We start from the raw sequence: 16,785 nt of genomic DNA, 5'->3' as shown, positions 1-16,785 counted from the left end.
CGTGCGCGGGCGGTGGCAATCCCCGGCCGGCTTCGGTTACACCCCGCTCATGAGTTCAAGCCCGCTTGCCTGCGCAACCTGCCCGGTCCGCGATCGCGCGGCTTGCGCGGCGCTCGACGACGGTGAGCGGGCCGACCTGGCGCGGTTCGGCCGGCACCGGCTGCTCGAGCCCGGAGAGACCCTGTTTGCCGCGGGCGAGGACAATGATCGCTGCGCGACGCTCGTGCGCGGGGCGCTCAAGATCAGCGCCAGCGACGAGGAGGGGACCGAGCGGATCCTCAGTCTCGTCCATCCCGCGGGCTTCGTCGGCGAACTCTTCGCGCCGCTGACCAATTTCGACGTGGTGGCGCTGACGCAGAGCGAGGTCTGCCTCTTCTCGCGCCGCGAGTATGAAGCGGCTGTCGAGCGCTATCCGGCGCTTGCCCGCGCCCTTCTCCGCCGGTCGAGTGAGGACCTGTTCGGCGCCCGCTCGCTGATGGCCATGGTCGGTCGGCATTCGGCTCGCGAACGGGTCGGAGCGTTCCTGCTGGCCATGGCCGACGCCGCCAGCGATTCGCCCTGTCATCCGGCAGCGCGTTTCGACCTGCCGCTCAGCCGGGCCGAGATCGCCAGTCTGCTCGGCCTCACCATCGAAACCGTCAGCCGCCAGATGGGAATTCTCGAAAGGAACGGCGCGATCCGCCGCAAGGGATTGCGCGGCGTCGAACTGATCGACGCCGCGCAACTGGGGACCGGAGGCCTGCCCTAAGCAAGCCGGAGGGTCAGACCAGAGCCGCTATGGTGGTCGTGGCCAGCCCCCAGAACAGAATCACCGCCGGAAGCAGCAGGACGAGCGTGATGGCCTCGCGCGCGCTGGTCTGCCCGGTCTCGGTGTCGATCCCGACCGCCCGGAAGTGCGCCCAGTCGAGCGCCTTCCTGCGATGCTCCGGTTTCATCGTCGCCCATTTCGCCGGAACGAAGGCGAAGGCGGCGACGAAGATGAAATTGACCACCATGGGCAGGATCAGACCGTCGGCTGAGAAGCCGATCCACATGATCGCGAGATAGCCGAAGAAGCAGGCGAAGGCGCCGAGCAGCAGGACCGGCGGCAAACCGAAGTTGCGGTCGGTGCAATAGGGCCGCTCGTCGGCTTCGGGCTGATTGACTGCCGGCGCCGGCACCACCTCGCCGCGCGCGGCGAGCAGATCGCGATTGAAACGGTCGGTCATCGTTCGACTCCTTGGCTTGCTGCCAAGGGGAGTAAGGCGACGCAGGCGGCGGTGCCTTGATCGATGTCAAATGGCTGTGGCTTCGCGCCCCTCGGGTGGATTCGGGTGCGGATGTTGCTACACCCGCCGGCTCATGTCTGACGCCCAGCCCCACCTCTATCTCGTCGACGGATCGAGCTACATCTTCCGCGCCTATCACCGGCTTCCGCCGCTGACCAACCGCCACGGCATGAACACCGGCGCGGTCTATGGCTACACGTCCATGCTGTGGAAGCTCGCCGACGGGCTCAGCAAGGCCGATGGACCGACCCACATGGCCGTCATCCTCGATAAGGGTTCGTCCTCGTTCCGCAACGAGATGTACGACCAGTACAAGGCGCACCGGCCACCAGCACCCGAGGATCTCGTCCCGCAGCTTCCGCTGATCCGGGTCGCCACTCGCGCCTTTTCCATTCCCTGCATCGAGCAGGCAGGCCTCGAGGCCGACGACATCATCGCCTGCTACGTCACCGAGGCCAAGCGACAGGGCTGGAAGGTCACGATCGTCAGTTCCGACAAGGATCTGATGCAGCTCATCGAGGATGGCTCGGTCGACATGCTCGACACGATGAACGACCGGCGGATCGATCGCGCCTACGTGGTCGACAAGTTCGGTGTCGGCCCCGAGCTTCTTGGCGACGTGCTGGCGCTGATGGGTGACAGCGTCGACAATGTCCCGGGCGTGCCGGGCATCGGGCCCAAGACCGCAAGCCAGCTTATCCAAGAGCATGGCAGCCTCGATGCGGTGCTCGCGGCCGCCGACGGCATCAAGAAGCCCAAGCTCCGCCAGAACCTGCTCGACCATGCCGACAATGCGCGTCTCAGCCGCGAACTCGTCCGGCTGGTGTGCGAGATGAACCTGCCCGAGCCGCTCGAAGCGCTCGAATTGAAGAACATCCCGGAAGCCCCACTTCGTGAATTCCTCGAGGATCAGGGTTGGAAGACGCTTCTTGCGCGCATGCTCGGACCCGGCGCCAAGCCGCCCGAAGGCGAGCGCGCCGCCGTGCCGCCGCGTACTGCCGGTCCGGGCGATCCCGAGCCGATCACCATCGACCGGTCGAGCTACGCGACCATCGCGGACGCTGATACGCTCGGCCGCTGGATCGAGGAGGCGCGCGCGCAGGGCAAGGTGGCGATCGACCTGCAGGGCGACGGCGGCCATGGACTTGCCGAGGGGCTGGCGGGGATCAGCCTCGCGCTGGCGCCGGGCAAGGTGGCCTATGTCCCCCTCGGCCACGGGACGACGGATCTCCTCAGCGAGGGGCCCGCGCAGCTCAAGCTCGCCGAGGGCCTGACCCTGCTCAAGCCCCTCCTCGAGGACGATAGCGTCCTCAAGCTCGGGCATAATCTCAAGGACCAGCTCAAGCTCCTCGCGGAACATGGCATCACGGTTGCCCCGCATGAGGATGTGATGCTGGCCAGCTTCGCCCTCGATGGCGGTCGCTTCGGCCACGGCCTCGACGAACTGGTGAAGAAGCATTTCGAGCATGAGTGCCTTCCGCTCAAGGCGGTGGTCGGGACCGGCCAGAAGGCGATCCGCTTCGGCGCCGCGCCGGTCGCGGCCGCGACCGAATATGCGGCCGAAAATGCCGACATGGTCTGGCGGCTCTGGCAGCGGCTTGAGCATCGCCTTGCCGCCGAGCATGGGACGCGAGTCTACCGGATGGTGGACCTTCCGCTCGTTCCCGTCGTCGGGGCGATGGAGCGCGACGGCATCAAGGTCGATCGCCCCTATCTGGCCGAGCTCTCTGCCACTTTCGCAACCGAGATCGCCGCGCTCGAGGAGAAGATCTACGCCGCGGCCGGCGGCCCCTTCACCATCGGTTCGCCGCAGCAACTGGGTGGGGTGCTCTACGACCGGCTCGGCCTCAAGGGCGGCCGAAAGGGGAAGAGCGGCGCCTATTCGACCGATCAGAGCGAACTCGAGCGGCTTGAGGCCGACGGGGTCGAAGTCGCCCGGCTCGTCCTCGACTGGCGCCTGCTCACCAAGCTCAAGATTACCTACACCGACGCGCTCCAGGCGCAGATCGATCCCAGGAGCGGACGGGTTCATACGCGCTATGCGCTGGCGGCCGCGCAGACCGGACGCCTGTCGTCCACCGACCCCAATCTCCAGAACATTCCGATCCGCACCGAGCTTGGCGCCAAGATTCGCCACGCCTTCATCGCCGAGGAAGGCCACAGCCTGCTCTCGGCCGACTATGGCCAGATCGAGCTACGCCTCGCGGCCGACATCGCCGACGTGCCGCAGCTGAAGGAAGCCTTTGCGGCGGGCGACGACATTCACACGATTACGGCGATGGAATTGTTCGGTGACGCGGGCAAGGACAGCCGCGGCAAGGCCAAGACCATCAACTTCGCCATTCTTTACGGCATCTCGAGCTGGGGCCTGGCCGGCCGGCTCGGGATCAGCCGGGAAGAGGGCAAGGCGATGATCGACCGCTATTTCGAGCGCTTCCCGGGCATCAAGGATTATATCTCGACGACCCTACAGAAGGTCCGGGAGTGCGGTTTCTCCGAGACCCTCTTTGGTCGCAAGACGCATTTCCCGAACATCAAGTCGGGCATCATGAACCTGCGCCAGGGCGCCGAACGGGCGGCGATCAATGCCCCCATCCAGGGCACCAGCGCCGACATCATCAAACGGGCGATGGTGAAGATGCCAGAAGCGCTGCGGGCCGCCGGCCTCGAAGGCACGCGAATGCTCCTCCAGGTGCATGACGAACTCGTCTTCGAAGTCCCGCATGGCGACGAGGAAAAGGCCGCGGCGGTCATCCGCGACGTCATGGCGTCGGCAGCAGAGCCGGTCGTGACCCTTGATGTTCCCCTTAGCGTCGAGGTGGGCTGGGGCGCGAACTGGGGCGTCGCGCATTGAGCGAGGCGGAGACGACCGCCGCGCCGGAAGCACCACGGCAGGACCTTGCGGCGCTGGCGCGGGGCGGGCGGATCAACTTCTTCGGATTCCTGCTCCGGCTGGCAGCGCGGCTGCCGTTCCTGTTCATTGCCGGACGGCTTTACGGCGCCGAAGCACTCGGCCGCTTCGCCTATGCCGTGCTGGTCGTGGAATTCGTGGCCCAGCTGGCGACGCTCGGCCTCAAGCGCGGGCTCGCGCAGCAGCTGAGCAAGACCGACAAGCCCCATGTCTGCATCACCTGGGACGCGCTGTTGGTGGCCCTCGTTGCTAGCCTGATCGGCATGGCGATCCTGTTCGCCTTCCCGCGGGTGATGTTCCCCAACAGCGAAATCTACGGTCTGGAGTGGCTTCTCCCAGTCGCCGTCCTGGCCTTGGCGTGGAGCGACGTCATGCTCGCCGCTCTGGCTTATCGTCACGACGTCGGCGCGACGGTCCGCGCCCGGGCGATCGTCGAACCCTGGACGATCAGCATCGCGGCGCTGGCCTTTGCCTTCATCTCGAAGCGCGACGGCCTCATCTTTGCCTATGCGTTGTCGATGATCGGTGCCCTGATCGCCTCGATCATCCCGTTTCTGCGAACCTACGGCCGCGCTCATGGCTGGCGGCCGCAACCGGTGGAAAGCTGGCGCCTCGCACGCCAGTACATGCCGATCGCCGCCGCCGACACGGTCGAATGGGCCAGTCGGCGCATCGACCTCGCCATCCTCGGCCTGTTTGCCGCCCCGGCTCTGGTCGGCGTCTATTACGTCGCCCAGAACGTCGCCTCGCTACCGAGCAAGCTCAAGACCAGTTTCGATCCGATCCTCGGCCCGGTAATCAGCCGGAGCCTCGAGGAGGGCGACAGGGTCGGCGTCGCGCGCCAGATCCGTCAGGTCGGTTTCTGGGTAATCGCCGCGCAGGCGGCCGTGGCGCTTGCGCTCGGCATCCCTGGCGAGGGCGTGATGGGTCTCGTCGGCCCGGCCTTCGTCGCCGGTACCGCCGCGCTCATCTTCCTTCTCGGCGCCGAGGTCATCGCGGCGACCGCCACGACGAGCGAGGCTGCGCTCATCTACATTGCGCGCCACCGCAACATGATGCTGAGCCTCGCCATGCTAGCACTTCAGGCGGTGCTGACGGTCGCGCTGATCATCCTCTTCCGCCGGCTTGGCTGGCCGCCCGAGTGGCAGGCGACCGCGCCTGCCGTGGCCCTCTGCCTAGCCCTCGCCTTTGCTGCCGTGAGCAAGGCGCGCCTCGCCTCCAAGCTCCTCGGCGCGCCGGTCAGTGGCTGGCGCTGGCCCCTGGTGTGGGCCGCCGCCGCCGCGCTCGTCGTCGGTCAGCTCGCCATTCGGCTGCCCGAATGGCTGGCGCTCGGGCTGGGTATCCCGGCGATCCTCGGCACCTTCGGGTTTGTCGTCTGGAAGAAGGGCTTCGGCCCCGAGGACCGCGTCCTCTTCAAGATGAAGAAGAAGGATATCGACGTCGATCTCCCGGCGCCCGGCACGACGGGGGAAGCCGCGCGCTGAGCCTTAGTGGCGGAAGTGGCGCATGCCCGTGAAGATCATCGCCAGACCTGCCTCGTCGGCAGCCGCGATGACCTCGTCGTCGCGGATCGAGCCGCCCGGCTGGATCACCGCGCTCGCACCCGCCTCGACCGCCGCAAGCAGCCCGTCGGCGAAGGGGAAGAAGGCATCGCTCGCCACGGCCGAGCCGACGGTCCGGGATTCGCCCCAGCCGAAGGTGTCGGCGGCCTCACGCGCCTTGGCCGCTGCGATGCGCGCCGAATCGCGCCGATTCATCTGGCCCGCGCCGATCCCGGCCGTCGCGCCGTCCTTGGCGTAGACGATGGCATTCGACTTCACATGCTTGGCGACGGTCCAGGCAAAGCGGCAGTCCGCGACCTCGGCGGCGGTAGGCTGGCGCTTCGTCACCACCTGAAGGTCGGCCGGAAGGATCACGCCATTGTCGCGGCTCTGCACCAGCATGCCGCCGGCGATGCTCTTCATCTGGAGGCCCGGCCGCCGCGGATCGGGGAGCGAACCGGTCAGTAGCAGGCGGAGGTTCTTCTTCGCCGCGAACAGCGCGAGCGCGTCGGCGTCGGCATCGGGCGCGATCACGACCTCGGTGAAGATGTCGACGATCGCCCGGGCCGTCGGGCCGTCAAGCGGCCGGTTCACCGCGACGATGCCGCCGAAGGCCGACACCGAATCGCACTGAAATGCCCGCGTGTAGGCATCCTCGAGGCTGTCGGCCTCGGCCACGCCGCACGGATTGGCATGCTTGACGATGACGCACGCGGGCTTGCCGTCGCGGAACTCGGCAACCAGTTCCAGCGCGGCGTCCGCGTCGTTGAGATTGTTGTAGCTAAGCTCCTTGCCCTGCACCTGGCGGGCCCCGGCGACACCGGCGACGTTGCTCGCCTGCGGCAAATAGAGCGCTGCCGACTGGTGCGGATTCTCGCCATAGCGAAGCTCGGCGGCCTTTGTGAGCGCGACCGGCAGCGTCGCGGGCATCGCTTCGCCCTGGTCGGCAAAGGCGAACCAGTTCGCGATCGCGCTGTCATAAGCCGCGGTGCGAGCGAAGGCCTTGGCCGCAAGGCGCTTGCGAAGGCTCGCTGACGTCGTGCCGCCGCTGCCGTCCATCTCGGTCAGGACGGCCGCATAGTCGGTCGGGTCGGTGACGATCGTCACGTAGCGATGATTCTTGGCCGCCGAGCGGACCATCGAGGGACCGCCGATGTCGATATTCTCGATCACCGTATCCCGATCGGCCCCGCCGGCGACGGTGCGCTCGAAGGGATAGAGGTTCACCACCACGAGATCGATGAAGCCGATCCCGTGGGCTTGTGCCGCCGCCGCATGTTCGGGCTCATCGCGCACGGCGAGAAGGCCTCCGTGGACCGTCGGGTGAAGCGTCTTCACGCGCCCGTCCATCATTTCGGGAAAGCCGGTCAGTTCGCTGACGTCCTTTACCGCGTGACCGAGCTCGCGCAGCCGGGCCGCAGTCCCCCCGGTCGAGACAAGCTCGACGCCATGCTTGACCAGCCCGTCGGCAAGGCGGTCGAGGCCCTCCTTGTCGGACACGGACAGGAGAGCGCGGCGAACGGGAACGTGATCGGTCATGGGAAGAAGGAAGTCCTAGCTGGAGCGGCGGAATTGCCAGCCGACCTCGCCGCCGAGGTGCGAGACCTCGCCGGCAAGAACGAGCTGGAGCGTGGCGCGAAGCTGTCCATTGCCGTCGACCGCCACGCTCTCCTCGAGCGAGAGCTGGGCGCCGCGGCAGCGGAAGGACCAGGGCGGGGCCCCGGGCGAGCGGATCAGTGCTCCGAAACCATCGGCCGTCGCAACGGCTTCGACTCCGGGGGCAAGATGAAAGCGGATGGCGAAGGCCACGTCTTCGCGAAGCTTGCGCCGGCCTCTGGCGATCAGGCGGTCGAGCCCGCGGATTTCCTTGCCGTCGTTGCCGAGACTGAGCGCCCGGTCGTGGACCAGACCGAAGCCGCGGACATAGCCGTCGTGCGCGGCCTCGATCCGGCTGGCGTCATTGTCTTCGGAGCGGGTGACGGTGACATCCGCGACGCCCTTGCCGAGCGAGCCGTCGGGCATGATCGCGGTCGAATTGGTGTCGGCGAGCGTCAGCGTCGAATGAGCCGCGGTTGTCCGCAGGGCGGGAGCCAGTCCTTCCGGCAGGGTTCCGAGATAGGCCCCTGGACCCCCGCAATTGACGACCAGCTTCTGCTGCCCGTCGCTGAGTTCGATGGCGAGCGTCGAGGCCGAGCCGATCCGTGCCAGCTTGCGCTCGGGCGGCGGCGCTGCGTCGATGACGAGGATGGTGCCGAGCGCGCTCAGCCGATGGTAGCCCCACCCCCTCGGCTGTCGCAGCGGCCGGGCGCGGAAGCCGCAGCCCTCGACCAGCGCGGCGAGCCCCGTCTTGCTGCCTTCGTTACCTCCCTGCCAGCTCGACAGGCTGCCATCGCCCATCGTGACGCCATGAAGCGCGGCCAGCGCTGCGGCACCGGCATCCTCGAACCCCTGCGGAAAGTCGTGCCGCGCGGCCGCATAAGCCGAACGAAGAAGCCCGAGACGATCGACGAGCACGACCTGCTCGGCCGGCGAGCGGCTCATCAGTCCGCCATCATCGAATTGCGCACTCGCCAGCGCCCGCGACAGCCCGGCCTCGGCGCGGGCGAGGCGGGCCGTTCCCGAAGAAAGGAGCAGGCAGGCTCCCGTCAGTCCTGCCCAGGCGGTGATGCGCGGCAGGCCCGGCGGCGCCTTGTCCGCTTCGGCCGAAAGATGGCGGGCGCCCCGCGCCATCGTGTTGAGCAGGGCGGAGCGATAATCGGCATCACGCCGTGACAGGATGTAAGGCGCATAGGCCAGCCAGAAGAGCAGGCGTTCGCCCCACAAGGCAGGGGCCCAGGCAACATCGACTTTCGCGCCATGCGCAAGCAGCCAGCGCCCGACGAGATCCTCGGCGATCCCGGCGCCGCGCTCGCGGGTCGCCGCAGCGGCGAGGTCCCGAAGCCAACCGAAGCCCTGAAGCTCGGCACCGAGCGGCGTCGCCGGATCGATCGACGACCAATTAAAGTCCGTCAGCTCGATGGCTTCGCCACCGGCAACGAATTGCTGTTTCAGCAACTGCTCGCCACGCGCCTTGGTCCCGGTGACATGATCACGGGCAACCCCGATCAGGCGAAGCGGCGGCTTGCCGCGGGCGACCAGCCGCTGCAGCAGCGGCACATTCGCCAGCCGCTGGAGCGCGCCGGGCTCGCTCATTCGCCGCTCTTCAGGGCGGCGATATTGGCCGCATAGGCATCCGGCCCGCCACGGAAGGCGGCGGTGCCCGCAACCAGCGCGGTCGCTCCGGCATCGGTGCACTGCCGGGCGATGGCGGCATCAACCCCGCCATCGACCTCGACCGTGACGTCCAGGCCTTCCTTGGCGACGCGCTTGGCGATCGCCTCGATCTTCCTGAGCTGCGAGGAGATGAACTTCTGGCCGCCGAAACCGGGATTGACGCTCATCACCAGCACGAGGTCGATCTCCTCGAGCACATAGTCGAGCATCTTGGCGGGTGTCGCGGGGTTGAGCGACACGCCGGCCTTCTTGCCGAGCGCCTTGATCCGCTGGACCGTCCGGTGAAGGTGCGGACCCGCCTCGGGGTGCACCGTGATGATATCGGCCCCTGCCTCGGCAAAGGCGTCGAGCATCGGATCGACCGGGCTGATCATCAGGTGCACATCGAACGGCTTGGCACTGTGCGGGCGGAGCGCCTTCACCACCATCGGGCCGATGGTGAGATTCGGCACGAAATGCCCGTCCATGACGTCGATGTGGATCCAGTCGGCCCCGGCCGCATCGATGGCGCGGACCTCCTCGCCGAGGCGTGCGAAGTCGGCGGAAAGGATCGAAGGCGCGATGATCGGCTGGGCCATGGGACCGATTAGACGGGCTTAGCCCCGTCGGACAAGGCGCGCCGTGAAGAAGCCGTCCATTCCGCCCTCCTCTTCAAGTTCGCCGGGGAGAACGCGGCGCTGTTCCGCCAGCGCGAAATCCTCATGCGCGGCGAGAAAGGTTGTGATCTGCGCCTCCCCCTCGCTGGGCTCCAGGCTGCACACCGCATAGACAAGCGACCCGCCCGGTCGGACCCACGCCGCGGAGGCGGCAAGGAGGCGGCCTTGGAGTTCGGCGCTTTCGGCGATGATGCGATCGCTCGCGCGATAAAGGACCTCGGGATGCCGCCGGAAGGTGCCGGTCGCGGAGCAGGGCGCGTCGAGCAGGACGGCATCGAATAACGTGTCCGGAACGTAGCCGAGCACGTCGGCCACGACGATCGCGGACGAGAGCTTGGTCCGGTGGAGATTGGCGCGAAGTCGCGCGAGACGACTCTCCGATCGGTCGAGCGCAGTGACCTCGTGGCCGGCCGCGGCGATCTGGAGCGTCTTGCCCCCAGGGGCCGCGCAGGCGTCGAGAATCCGTACCGCCGCTTCCGGTATCAGGCGGGCAGGCAGGGTCGAAGCGAGGTCCTGGACCCACCAGTCGCCCTCCTCGAACCCCGGAAGACCCGTCACCGAGCGCGAATCGGCCAGTCGGACATGGCGCTCGGCAAGACTGCGGCCGCCCTCGGCCTCGGCGAACGCCGTCGCGGCTTCGGTCGTCTTGAAGCTGAGATCGAGCGGCGGGCGGCGGACGATGGCACGACGCGCTGCGGCGACCGCTTCCGCGCCCCAGGCCGCCGTCCAGCGGGCTTCCACCGCTTCAGGAAGCGCGCCTTCGTCGGGCCCGGGGAGCGTTCCGCGCAGCAGCGTGCCGAGCACGCCATGCACGAGCCGTCGCGGCCCGCCGTCCACCAGCGGCAAGGCCGTCGCCACCAGCGCATGGTCGGGAACATTGAGCGCGATCCGCTGGGCAAGCGCCAGGCGCAGCACCATGCGGGCCTTGCTGTCTTCGGGAAGCGGCTGGCGCGTGGCGCTGTCGATCAACCGGTCGAGCAGCGGCAGGCGGCGCAACGTCTCGCCGGCAATGGCAAGCGCCAGCGCCTGGTCGGCGGGAGACAGCTTGGGGCCACCCTGCGCGGCCGATTCCATCGTCTGCCCGCCGCGCAGCGTCCTATCGAGGATTCGCAACGCGGCGCGGCGCAGATCGACACCGGCTTCCGACCCCCTTGGCTGCGGCCGCCTCATCGCCCATCTCCCATGGCATGCCGCGCCCCAGCAATCTCAAGCCGCCCGCTTACCTCAGCAAGTCGCCGCCCGTGCCCGAGCCCGAGGCGGCCGAACCCGCGCCGCCGCCTGCCGGCGACAAGCCGCGGCCCGATCCCACCCGCTACGGGGACTGGGAAAAGAAGGGCATTGCGTGGGATTTCTAGATCCTTTCGGCACGTAGGGGTCGGCTGAGCAGTCGTTCGAGCACCTGATCGACGTCGACCCGCCCGGCAAGAAGGTCATCGACCGCCGCGACGATCGGCATGTCGATCCCTTCGTCCTCGGCGAGCCTGCGAAGTACTGGCGCGGTGAAAGCGCCCTCGGCCACCGTACGGCGATCGGCCATCAGTTCGGCCGCGGCACGACCTTCCCCGAGCCCCTTGCCGAGCGAGAAGTTGCGCGAGCTGGTCGAGGAGCAGGTGAGGACGAGGTCCCCAAGCCCCGAAAGACCGGCAAGGGTCTCCGCCCGGGCACCCCGCGCGAGTCCAAACCGGGTCATCTCGGCAAAGCCGCGGGCAATCAGCGCCGCGCGGGCATTCTGGCCGAGCCGGCGCCCCTCGACGACCCCGCAGGCGATCGCGAGCACATTCTTCACGGCGCCGCCGACTTCGGCGCCCGCGACGTCATCCGAAAGATAGATTCGGAAAGCGGGGAGGGCGAGACGCGCCCGGACCGCCTCGGCGTCGGCGCCATCCTCGGCGGCAAGGGTCAACGCGGTCGGGAGGCCGGCCGCCACCTCATGGGCGAAGGTCGGCCCCGACAGCACCATCACCTCGGCGTCGGCACAGCTTTCCCGCGCCACGGCGTGGAGCAGCAGGCCGGAGCGTTCCTCAATCCCCTTCGAGCAGAGCAGGAGTGCGCCGGCGCAGCGCGGCGCGGCCTCGAGCACCTGCCGCATATGCTGGGCGGGCGTGACCACCAGCCAGAGCTGGCATTCCGCGAGATCGGCGAGGTCCGCGGTCGGGCGGATATTTTCGGACAAGGGCACGCCCGGCAGGAACAGCGCATTCTGCCGTGTCGAGGCGATACTCTCCACGACCTCGGGCTCGCGGGCCCACAACAGGGTCTCGCCCTTCTGCGCGGCGACCTGCGCAAGAGCCGTGCCCCAGGCGCCGCCGCCAATCACTCCGACCTTCATGCCTTCACTCCTGCCCCCCGGACCGCCTCGGCCCGTTCGTCGAGCGGCCAGCGGGCGCGGGCGGGTGCGTCGAGCCCGTCCACCAGGCCCGCGGCGAAGCGTTCCGCCCCTGCCCAGGCGATCATGGCGGCATTGTCGGTGCAGAGCCAGCTAGGCGGCACCGAGAAACGGCGGCCGCTGCTCGCGGCCAACTCCTGAAGCGCGGAGCGTACTGACTCATTGGCCGCGACCCCGCCGGCCACGACCAGCGCGGGCGCGTCGCTTTTCTCCAAGGCGATGCGGGTCCGGTCGACGAAGCAGTCCACCACCGCTTGCTGGAAACTGGCCGCGATGTCGGCCGGACGATTGGTGCCCGCCACCACCGCGCGCTGCACCGCGCTCTTCAATCCGGCGAAGGAGAAATGCGGCTCGCCGCTTCCGACCAGGGGGCGTGGAAGCGGAACCGCGGTCGGATCACCCTCGCGCGCCAGCGCCTCGACCGCAGGGCCACCCGGATAAGGCAGCCCGAGCAACTTTGCGGCCTTGTCGAAGGCTTCGCCCGCGGCATCGTCGATGGTGGTCGCGAGCCGCCGATAGTCTCCGACGCCACGCACCTCGAGCAACTGGCAGTGCCCGCCGCTTGCAAGCAGCAGCAGATAGGGGAAGCGGAGGTCGGGATCGATCAGCCGCGGTGACAGCGCATGGCCTTCGAGATGGTTGACCGCCAGCAACGGCTTGCCACTGGCGAGGGCCAGCCCCTTGGCCGTGAGGAGGCCGACCAGCACGCCCCCGATCAGGCCGGGTCCCGCAGTTGCCGCAATGGCGTCAACGTCGCCAAGCGTCATTCCCGCCTCGTCGAGCACTTCGCGGACCAACCCGGGCAAGACCTCGACGTGCGCACGCGCGGCAATTTCGGGGACGACCCCGCCGAACGGCTGATGCGCCTGGTTCTGCCCGATCACGCGCTGCGCGATGATCTGCCGGTCGTCATTGACCAGCGCGACCGCGCTGTCGTCGCAGGAGGATTCAAGACCGAGGATCAATGCCATTGCGGGCAGGCCTTTGCCTCACCGGGCGGCTCTGGCAAGAGGGGAGCCGATGAGCGCGCGATTGACCCTCGGGACCCGAGCTTCACCTTTGGCCCTCGCACAGGCGCGGGCAACCGCCGCCGCGCTCGAGGAAACACACGGCTGGGACAGCGGCGCGGTCTCGCTCTTCGAGGTGCGCACCAGCGGTGACCGTATCCAGGACCGTGCACTCGCCGAGATCGGCGGCAAGGCCCTGTGGACCAAGGAACTGGACGTGGCACTGCTCGGGGGCGCCACCCAATTGTCGGTGCACAGCTGCAAGGACGTCGAGAGCGAACGTCCGCCCGAGCTCGTCATTGCCGCCTTCCTGCCGCGCGCCGACGTCCGCGACCGGCTGATCGGCGCTCCCTCGCTCGATGCGCTGTCGCAGGGCGCGCGGGTGGGGACCAGCTCGCCCCGGCGCACCGCCCAGCTCCTTCGCCAGCGCCCGGACCTTCAGGTGTCGATCATGCGCGGCAATGTCGCGACGCGCCTCATGCGGATCGCGGAGGGCAGCTATGACGCCACCTTCCTCGCCGCGGCCGGTCTCGACCGCCTCGGCATCGAGGAAGGCTGCGCGATCGAGACCGACGATTTCCTTCCTGCCCCCGGACAGGCGGCGATCGCCATCGAATGCCGGGCCGACGATGGCGATACGCGCGCTTTCCTCGCCGCAATCGACCATCGCCCGACCCATCGCGCGGTCCTTGCCGAACGTGCCTTCGCGCGCGGGGTCGGCGGCTCCTGCCACAGCCCGGTCGCGGCACTTGGCGTGATCGAGGGTGACGAGCGGCTGTGGCTCCGGGCCGAATTGCTCAGCAGCGATGGTGCCAGCTGCGTCAGCGGGGAGATACGCGCCGACGAGGGTGATGAGGAGCGGGCGGGCCAGGCGCTCGCGGAAGAGCTGCTCGGCCGCGCGTCTCCCGACATACGAGCGCTGTTCGCCGGCGCGTGAAGCCGCTCTTCGTCCTCCGGCCGGAGCCGGCTGCCCTGACGACGGCGACGAATGCCGCGCTCAAGGGCTTTGACGTCCGCCTCCATCCGCTTTTCCGGACAATATCGGTAGACTGGGACATGCCGCCGGGCCCGTTCGATGGCCTTCTACTCACCAGCGCAAACGCCGTTCGCAATGCGGGCACCCTGCCCGACCTCCCGGTCCATGCCGTCGGCGAGGCAACCGCCAACAAGGCCCGGAGGGCAGGGGCCACGGTCGTCAGTGTCGGCAACGGCGGAGTGGACGCATTGCTCGCTTCCGTTCCCGAGAATTTGCGGCTTCTCCACCTCGCGGGCGAGGAGCGGATCGCGCCCAGCGCGCCCCGGCAACAAATCGAAAGCGTCACCGTCTACCGGACCGAGGCCCTGCCGCCGCCCGACCCCGCGTCGCTGCTCGATGCGGTCCTCCTGATTCACTCGCCCGCGGCAGGCCGCAGGGTCGCCGACCTCGACCTCGATCGAAGCCGCATTGCCATTGCGGCGATCAGCCCGGCCGCGGCCGCGGCCTGCGGCGAGGGCTGGCAGCGCTGCGAAGCCGCCCCACAGCCCAGCGAACCCGCCTTGCTTTTCCTTGCCGCCGACCTGTGCAAGGACTCTGCGCCATGACCAGCAACGCCTCGACCAAGGGAATGAGCTTCAGCGCGCTCCTGCTCGTCGCCTTGCTTCTGCTGCTGGCAGGCGGCGGCGCCACCTTGTGGGTGCTGTCCCACTATCCCGATGCTGCCCGAATTGCGGGGGTTGTCCGCAACCAGCCGGCACAGGCACTTGCGACGACGCCGCAGACCGTTCAGCCCTTGGCGCAGGTAGCGCCGACGGTCGTGGCACCCACGCCGCTCGAGGAAGCACGCGTCGCTACCCTGGAACAACGTATTGCCCGGGTCGAAGCGGCGACCGCCAAGGCCGAAGGGTCGGCCGGTCGCGCCGACGCCTTGCTCGTTGCCTTCGCGGCGCGCCGGGCGATCGAGCGCGGCGTGGCGCTCGGCTATCTTGAACCCTTGCTCACCGAGCGGTTCGGACCGACCCATGCACGGGCGGTAGCCACGATCATTACCGCCTCGCGCCGGCCCGTCCGGCTCGATCAGCTCAGCGCCGACTTCTCGGCGCTCGCCCCCCGGCTCAAGTCTGCACCGGAAAGCGCGAGCCTCTGGCAGAACCTGAAGCGCGAAATGGGTGGCCTCGTCAGCATCCGGCGCGCCGACCAGCCAAGCCAGCGACCGGTCGCGACGTATGATCGTGCGGCCGCGCGGCTGGCGACCGGCCAAGTCGACCAGGCGCTTGCGGAAGCGATGCGGCTTCCCGGGATCGGCGGTGCGCCCAAATGGGTCGCCGATGCGCGCAGCTATGTCGCGGCACACCGGGCACTCGACGAGATCGAAGGCGCGGCGCTGCTCAGTCGCTAGAGGGTTGCGCGGGCAACTTCACTTTGCGAATCTTGGGCTCGGGCGCGGGGCACGGCTCGCGCCACGCTGCTGAAGGGGAGGGGCGACGCCATGACGCCACGGGTCATCCGCTTGTTTGTCGGTGCTTTTCTCGGCATCGCAGCGCTTGGGTCTCCGGCAGCGGTGCAACCGACCGCGACCGCTCCTGCCGGGCTTGCGCAGCGGATAGACGCCTTGGGTCAGGGATTCGATGGCAAGGTCGGCATTGCCGTCCAGTCGGTCGATCGCGGCTGGAAGACCGGCTGGAAGGAAACCGAACTCTACCCGCAGCAGAGCGTCAGCAAATTCTTCGTTGCCCTGACGGCGATGGACGCGGTGGATCGCGGGCGCCTGACCCTCGAGGGGCCGGTCACGCTCACCAGGAGCGACCTTACCCTGTTCAACCAGCCCATCGCGCAGCGGGTGATCGCCGGCGGCACCTATACGACCACGGTCGAAGCCTTGCTGATCGACGCCATCACCAAGTCCGACAATACGGCAAACGACAAGCTGATGCGGGTCGCGGGTGGCCCGGCCGCCGTGCGCCGCTTCATCGCCGACCGCAAGCTCGGCTCGATCCGCTTCTACGAAGGGGAGCGGGCACTCCAGTCGAAGATCGCCGGCCTTACCTGGAGCCAGAGCTATTCGATCGGCGACGCTTTCTACCGCGCCCGCGACAAGCTGCCGATGCCGGTCCGGAAAAGCCTGTTCGAGCGCTATATCGCTGATCCCTATGACGGAGCGGCGCCAACGGCGATCGTCGGGACCCTCGCGCGGCTCAAGCGTGGGGAATTGCTGTCGCCAGCCTCCACGGCGCGGCTTCTTACCATCATGAGCGACACACGGACGGGGAAGAATCGTCTTCGCGGCGGGCTGAAGCCCGGCTGGACCCTCGCCCACAAGACGGGGACGGGCCAGATCCTCAACGGCATCCAGGCCGGCTACAACGATATTGGCGTGCTCACCGCGCCCGACGGGCGAAGCTACGCCGTCGCCGTGATGATCAAGCGGACTGCAACGCCGCTGATCGTCCGAATGAACCTCATGAATGACGTCGTGCGCAGCGTCATCGCCGCGCACGAAGCGGAATCCGGCGGGATCGCGCTACGCTGAGCCGCTCGATGCGGCCGGAATGTGCGGGTTCTATGGAAGGAACCGCTGGAGCGGGCGAAGGGATTCGAACCCTCGACCCCAACCTTGGCAAGGTTGGCAAACGTGAATTGCTGCGAACTCCTGCGGACTTTACATCCGGCAATTTGCGGGAGAAAACAGAGGAAAACCAGAAGCCTTGCGGTCCGGTGCGGCTCTATGCGCTCGTGTGCACAATATCGGGATCGGTGGTGACCGCGT

15 protein-coding genes and 1 tRNA gene are annotated in these 16,785 nt (G+C 68.2%); 8 read left to right on the top strand and 8 right to left on the bottom strand.

Annotation, left to right across the window (positions count from 1 at the left end; genetic code table 11):
• The first annotated feature begins 49 nt into the window (after positions 1-49).
• Entirely contained in the window at positions 50-748 is a 699-nt protein-coding gene (locus tag AC4GYU_RS03435; RefSeq protein WP_491085501.1) for a Crp/Fnr family transcriptional regulator, read from the top strand.
• Positions 749-761: 13 nt separating this feature from the next.
• Here the strand turns inward: AC4GYU_RS03435 and AC4GYU_RS03430 are convergent, their stop codons facing one another.
• Positions 762-1,208 carry a hypothetical protein gene (locus AC4GYU_RS03430; RefSeq protein WP_491085500.1) on the bottom strand — a complete coding sequence of 149 codons (447 nt, stop codon included), beginning with the start codon at positions 1,206-1,208 and terminating at the stop codon, positions 762-764.
• Positions 1,209-1,341: 133 nt separating this feature from the next.
• On the opposite strand from AC4GYU_RS03430, the gene polA reads away from it, so the two are divergent.
• Positions 1,342-4,122 carry a DNA polymerase I gene (gene polA, locus AC4GYU_RS03425; RefSeq protein WP_491085499.1) on the top strand — a complete coding sequence of 927 codons (2,781 nt, stop codon included), beginning with the start codon at positions 1,342-1,344 and terminating at the stop codon, positions 4,120-4,122.
• The gene (locus AC4GYU_RS03420; RefSeq protein WP_491085498.1) at positions 4,119-5,663 is read left to right on the top strand and encodes a lipopolysaccharide biosynthesis protein; all 1,545 of its coding nucleotides are present in this window, start codon (positions 4,119-4,121) and stop codon (positions 5,661-5,663) included. Before polA ends, AC4GYU_RS03420 begins: the two co-directional genes overlap by 4 nt.
• Positions 5,664-5,666: 3 nt before the next feature.
• On the opposite strand, the gene purH is transcribed toward AC4GYU_RS03420, so the two are convergent.
• The 4 genes from purH to AC4GYU_RS03400 are packed head-to-tail and all read right to left on the bottom strand — an operon-like array spanning position 5,667 to position 10,819.
• On the bottom strand, positions 5,667-7,259 hold the full coding sequence (gene purH / locus AC4GYU_RS03415) for a bifunctional phosphoribosylaminoimidazolecarboxamide formyltransferase/IMP cyclohydrolase (RefSeq protein WP_491085497.1): 1,593 nt from the start codon (positions 7,257-7,259) through the stop codon (positions 5,667-5,669).
• Between the two features lie 15 nt (positions 7,260-7,274).
• Entirely contained in the window at positions 7,275-8,912 is a 1,638-nt protein-coding gene (locus tag AC4GYU_RS03410) for a heparinase II/III family protein (protein ID WP_491085496.1), read from the bottom strand.
• A complete protein-coding gene (gene rpe, locus AC4GYU_RS03405; protein ID WP_491085495.1) occupies positions 8,909-9,571 on the bottom strand; it encodes a ribulose-phosphate 3-epimerase in 663 nt (220 codons plus the stop codon). Before rpe ends, AC4GYU_RS03410 begins: the two co-directional genes overlap by 4 nt.
• Positions 9,572-9,589: 18 nt before the next feature.
• Positions 9,590-10,819, bottom strand: a complete 1,230-nt coding sequence (locus tag AC4GYU_RS03400; protein ID WP_491085494.1) for an RsmB/NOP family class I SAM-dependent RNA methyltransferase — start codon at positions 10,817-10,819, stop codon at positions 9,590-9,592.
• Positions 10,820-10,836: 17 nt separating this feature from the next.
• On the opposite strand from AC4GYU_RS03400, the gene AC4GYU_RS03395 reads away from it, so the two are divergent.
• A complete protein-coding gene (locus AC4GYU_RS03395; protein WP_491085493.1) occupies positions 10,837-11,004 on the top strand; it encodes a DUF1674 domain-containing protein in 168 nt (55 codons plus the stop codon).
• On the opposite strand, the gene AC4GYU_RS03390 is transcribed toward AC4GYU_RS03395, so the two are convergent.
• Positions 11,001-11,978 carry an NAD(P)H-dependent glycerol-3-phosphate dehydrogenase gene (locus tag AC4GYU_RS03390; protein WP_491085492.1) on the bottom strand — a complete coding sequence of 326 codons (978 nt, stop codon included), beginning with the start codon at positions 11,976-11,978 and terminating at the stop codon, positions 11,001-11,003. The two genes, AC4GYU_RS03395 and AC4GYU_RS03390, sit on opposite strands and share 4 nt — an antisense overlap.
• Complete coding sequence (gene tsaD / locus AC4GYU_RS03385; protein WP_491085491.1) at positions 11,975-13,006, bottom strand: tRNA (adenosine(37)-N6)-threonylcarbamoyltransferase complex transferase subunit TsaD; 1,032 nt, start codon at positions 13,004-13,006, stop codon at positions 11,975-11,977. Before tsaD ends, AC4GYU_RS03390 begins: the two co-directional genes overlap by 4 nt.
• Positions 13,007-13,055: 49 nt before the next feature.
• Between tsaD and hemC the strand changes: the two genes are divergently transcribed.
• From hemC to bla, 4 genes are all read left to right on the top strand, one after another.
• Positions 13,056-13,979, top strand: a complete 924-nt coding sequence (hemC, locus tag AC4GYU_RS03380) for a hydroxymethylbilane synthase (protein ID WP_491085490.1) — start codon at positions 13,056-13,058, stop codon at positions 13,977-13,979.
• A complete protein-coding gene (locus AC4GYU_RS03375) occupies positions 13,976-14,623 on the top strand; it encodes a uroporphyrinogen-III synthase (protein ID WP_491085489.1) in 648 nt (215 codons plus the stop codon). Before hemC ends, AC4GYU_RS03375 begins: the two co-directional genes overlap by 4 nt.
• A complete protein-coding gene (locus AC4GYU_RS03370; RefSeq protein WP_491085488.1) occupies positions 14,620-15,417 on the top strand; it encodes a hypothetical protein in 798 nt (265 codons plus the stop codon). The genes AC4GYU_RS03375 and AC4GYU_RS03370 overlap by 4 nt, the downstream gene beginning before the upstream one ends.
• Positions 15,418-15,507: 90 nt before the next feature.
• Positions 15,508-16,548 carry a class A beta-lactamase gene (bla, locus tag AC4GYU_RS03365; protein ID WP_491085487.1) on the top strand — a complete coding sequence of 347 codons (1,041 nt, stop codon included), beginning with the start codon at positions 15,508-15,510 and terminating at the stop codon, positions 16,546-16,548.
• A 46-nt stretch (positions 16,549-16,594) separates the two neighbouring features.
• Here the strand turns inward: bla and AC4GYU_RS03360 are convergent.
• Positions 16,595-16,688, bottom strand: a tRNA-Ser gene (locus AC4GYU_RS03360).
• Positions 16,689-16,785: the final 97 nt, after the last annotated feature.

The sequence above is a fragment of the Sphingomonas sp. SP2 genome, assembly GCF_058313385.1.
This window is presented reverse-complemented; position numbering and strand designations above follow the sequence as displayed.

Excerpts from the sequence above, each read along its gene's own strand:
- AC4GYU_RS03435 (WP_491085501.1), top strand. The coding sequence starts at position 50 with ATGAGTTCAAGCCCGCTTGCCTGCGCAACCTGCCCGGTCCGCGATCGC.
- AC4GYU_RS03430 (WP_491085500.1), bottom strand. The coding sequence starts at position 1,208 with ATGACCGACCGTTTCAATCGCGATCTGCTCGCCGCGCGCGGCGAGGTG.
- polA (WP_491085499.1), top strand. The coding sequence starts at position 1,342 with ATGTCTGACGCCCAGCCCCACCTCTATCTCGTCGACGGATCGAGCTAC.
- purH (WP_491085497.1), bottom strand. The coding sequence starts at position 7,259 with ATGACCGATCACGTTCCCGTTCGCCGCGCTCTCCTGTCCGTGTCCGAC.
- AC4GYU_RS03410 (WP_491085496.1), bottom strand. The coding sequence starts at position 8,912 with ATGAGCGAGCCCGGCGCGCTCCAGCGGCTGGCGAATGTGCCGCTGCTG.
- rpe (WP_491085495.1), bottom strand. The coding sequence starts at position 9,571 with ATGGCCCAGCCGATCATCGCGCCTTCGATCCTTTCCGCCGACTTCGCA.
- AC4GYU_RS03400 (WP_491085494.1), bottom strand. The coding sequence starts at position 10,819 with ATGAGGCGGCCGCAGCCAAGGGGGTCGGAAGCCGGTGTCGATCTGCGC.
- AC4GYU_RS03395 (WP_491085493.1), top strand. The coding sequence starts at position 10,837 with ATGCCGCGCCCCAGCAATCTCAAGCCGCCCGCTTACCTCAGCAAGTCG.
- AC4GYU_RS03390 (WP_491085492.1), bottom strand. The coding sequence starts at position 11,978 with ATGAAGGTCGGAGTGATTGGCGGCGGCGCCTGGGGCACGGCTCTTGCG.
- tsaD (WP_491085491.1), bottom strand. The coding sequence starts at position 13,006 with ATGGCATTGATCCTCGGTCTTGAATCCTCCTGCGACGACAGCGCGGTC.
- hemC (WP_491085490.1), top strand. The coding sequence starts at position 13,056 with ATGAGCGCGCGATTGACCCTCGGGACCCGAGCTTCACCTTTGGCCCTC.
- AC4GYU_RS03370 (WP_491085488.1), top strand. The coding sequence starts at position 14,620 with ATGACCAGCAACGCCTCGACCAAGGGAATGAGCTTCAGCGCGCTCCTG.
- bla (WP_491085487.1), top strand. The coding sequence starts at position 15,508 with ATGACGCCACGGGTCATCCGCTTGTTTGTCGGTGCTTTTCTCGGCATC.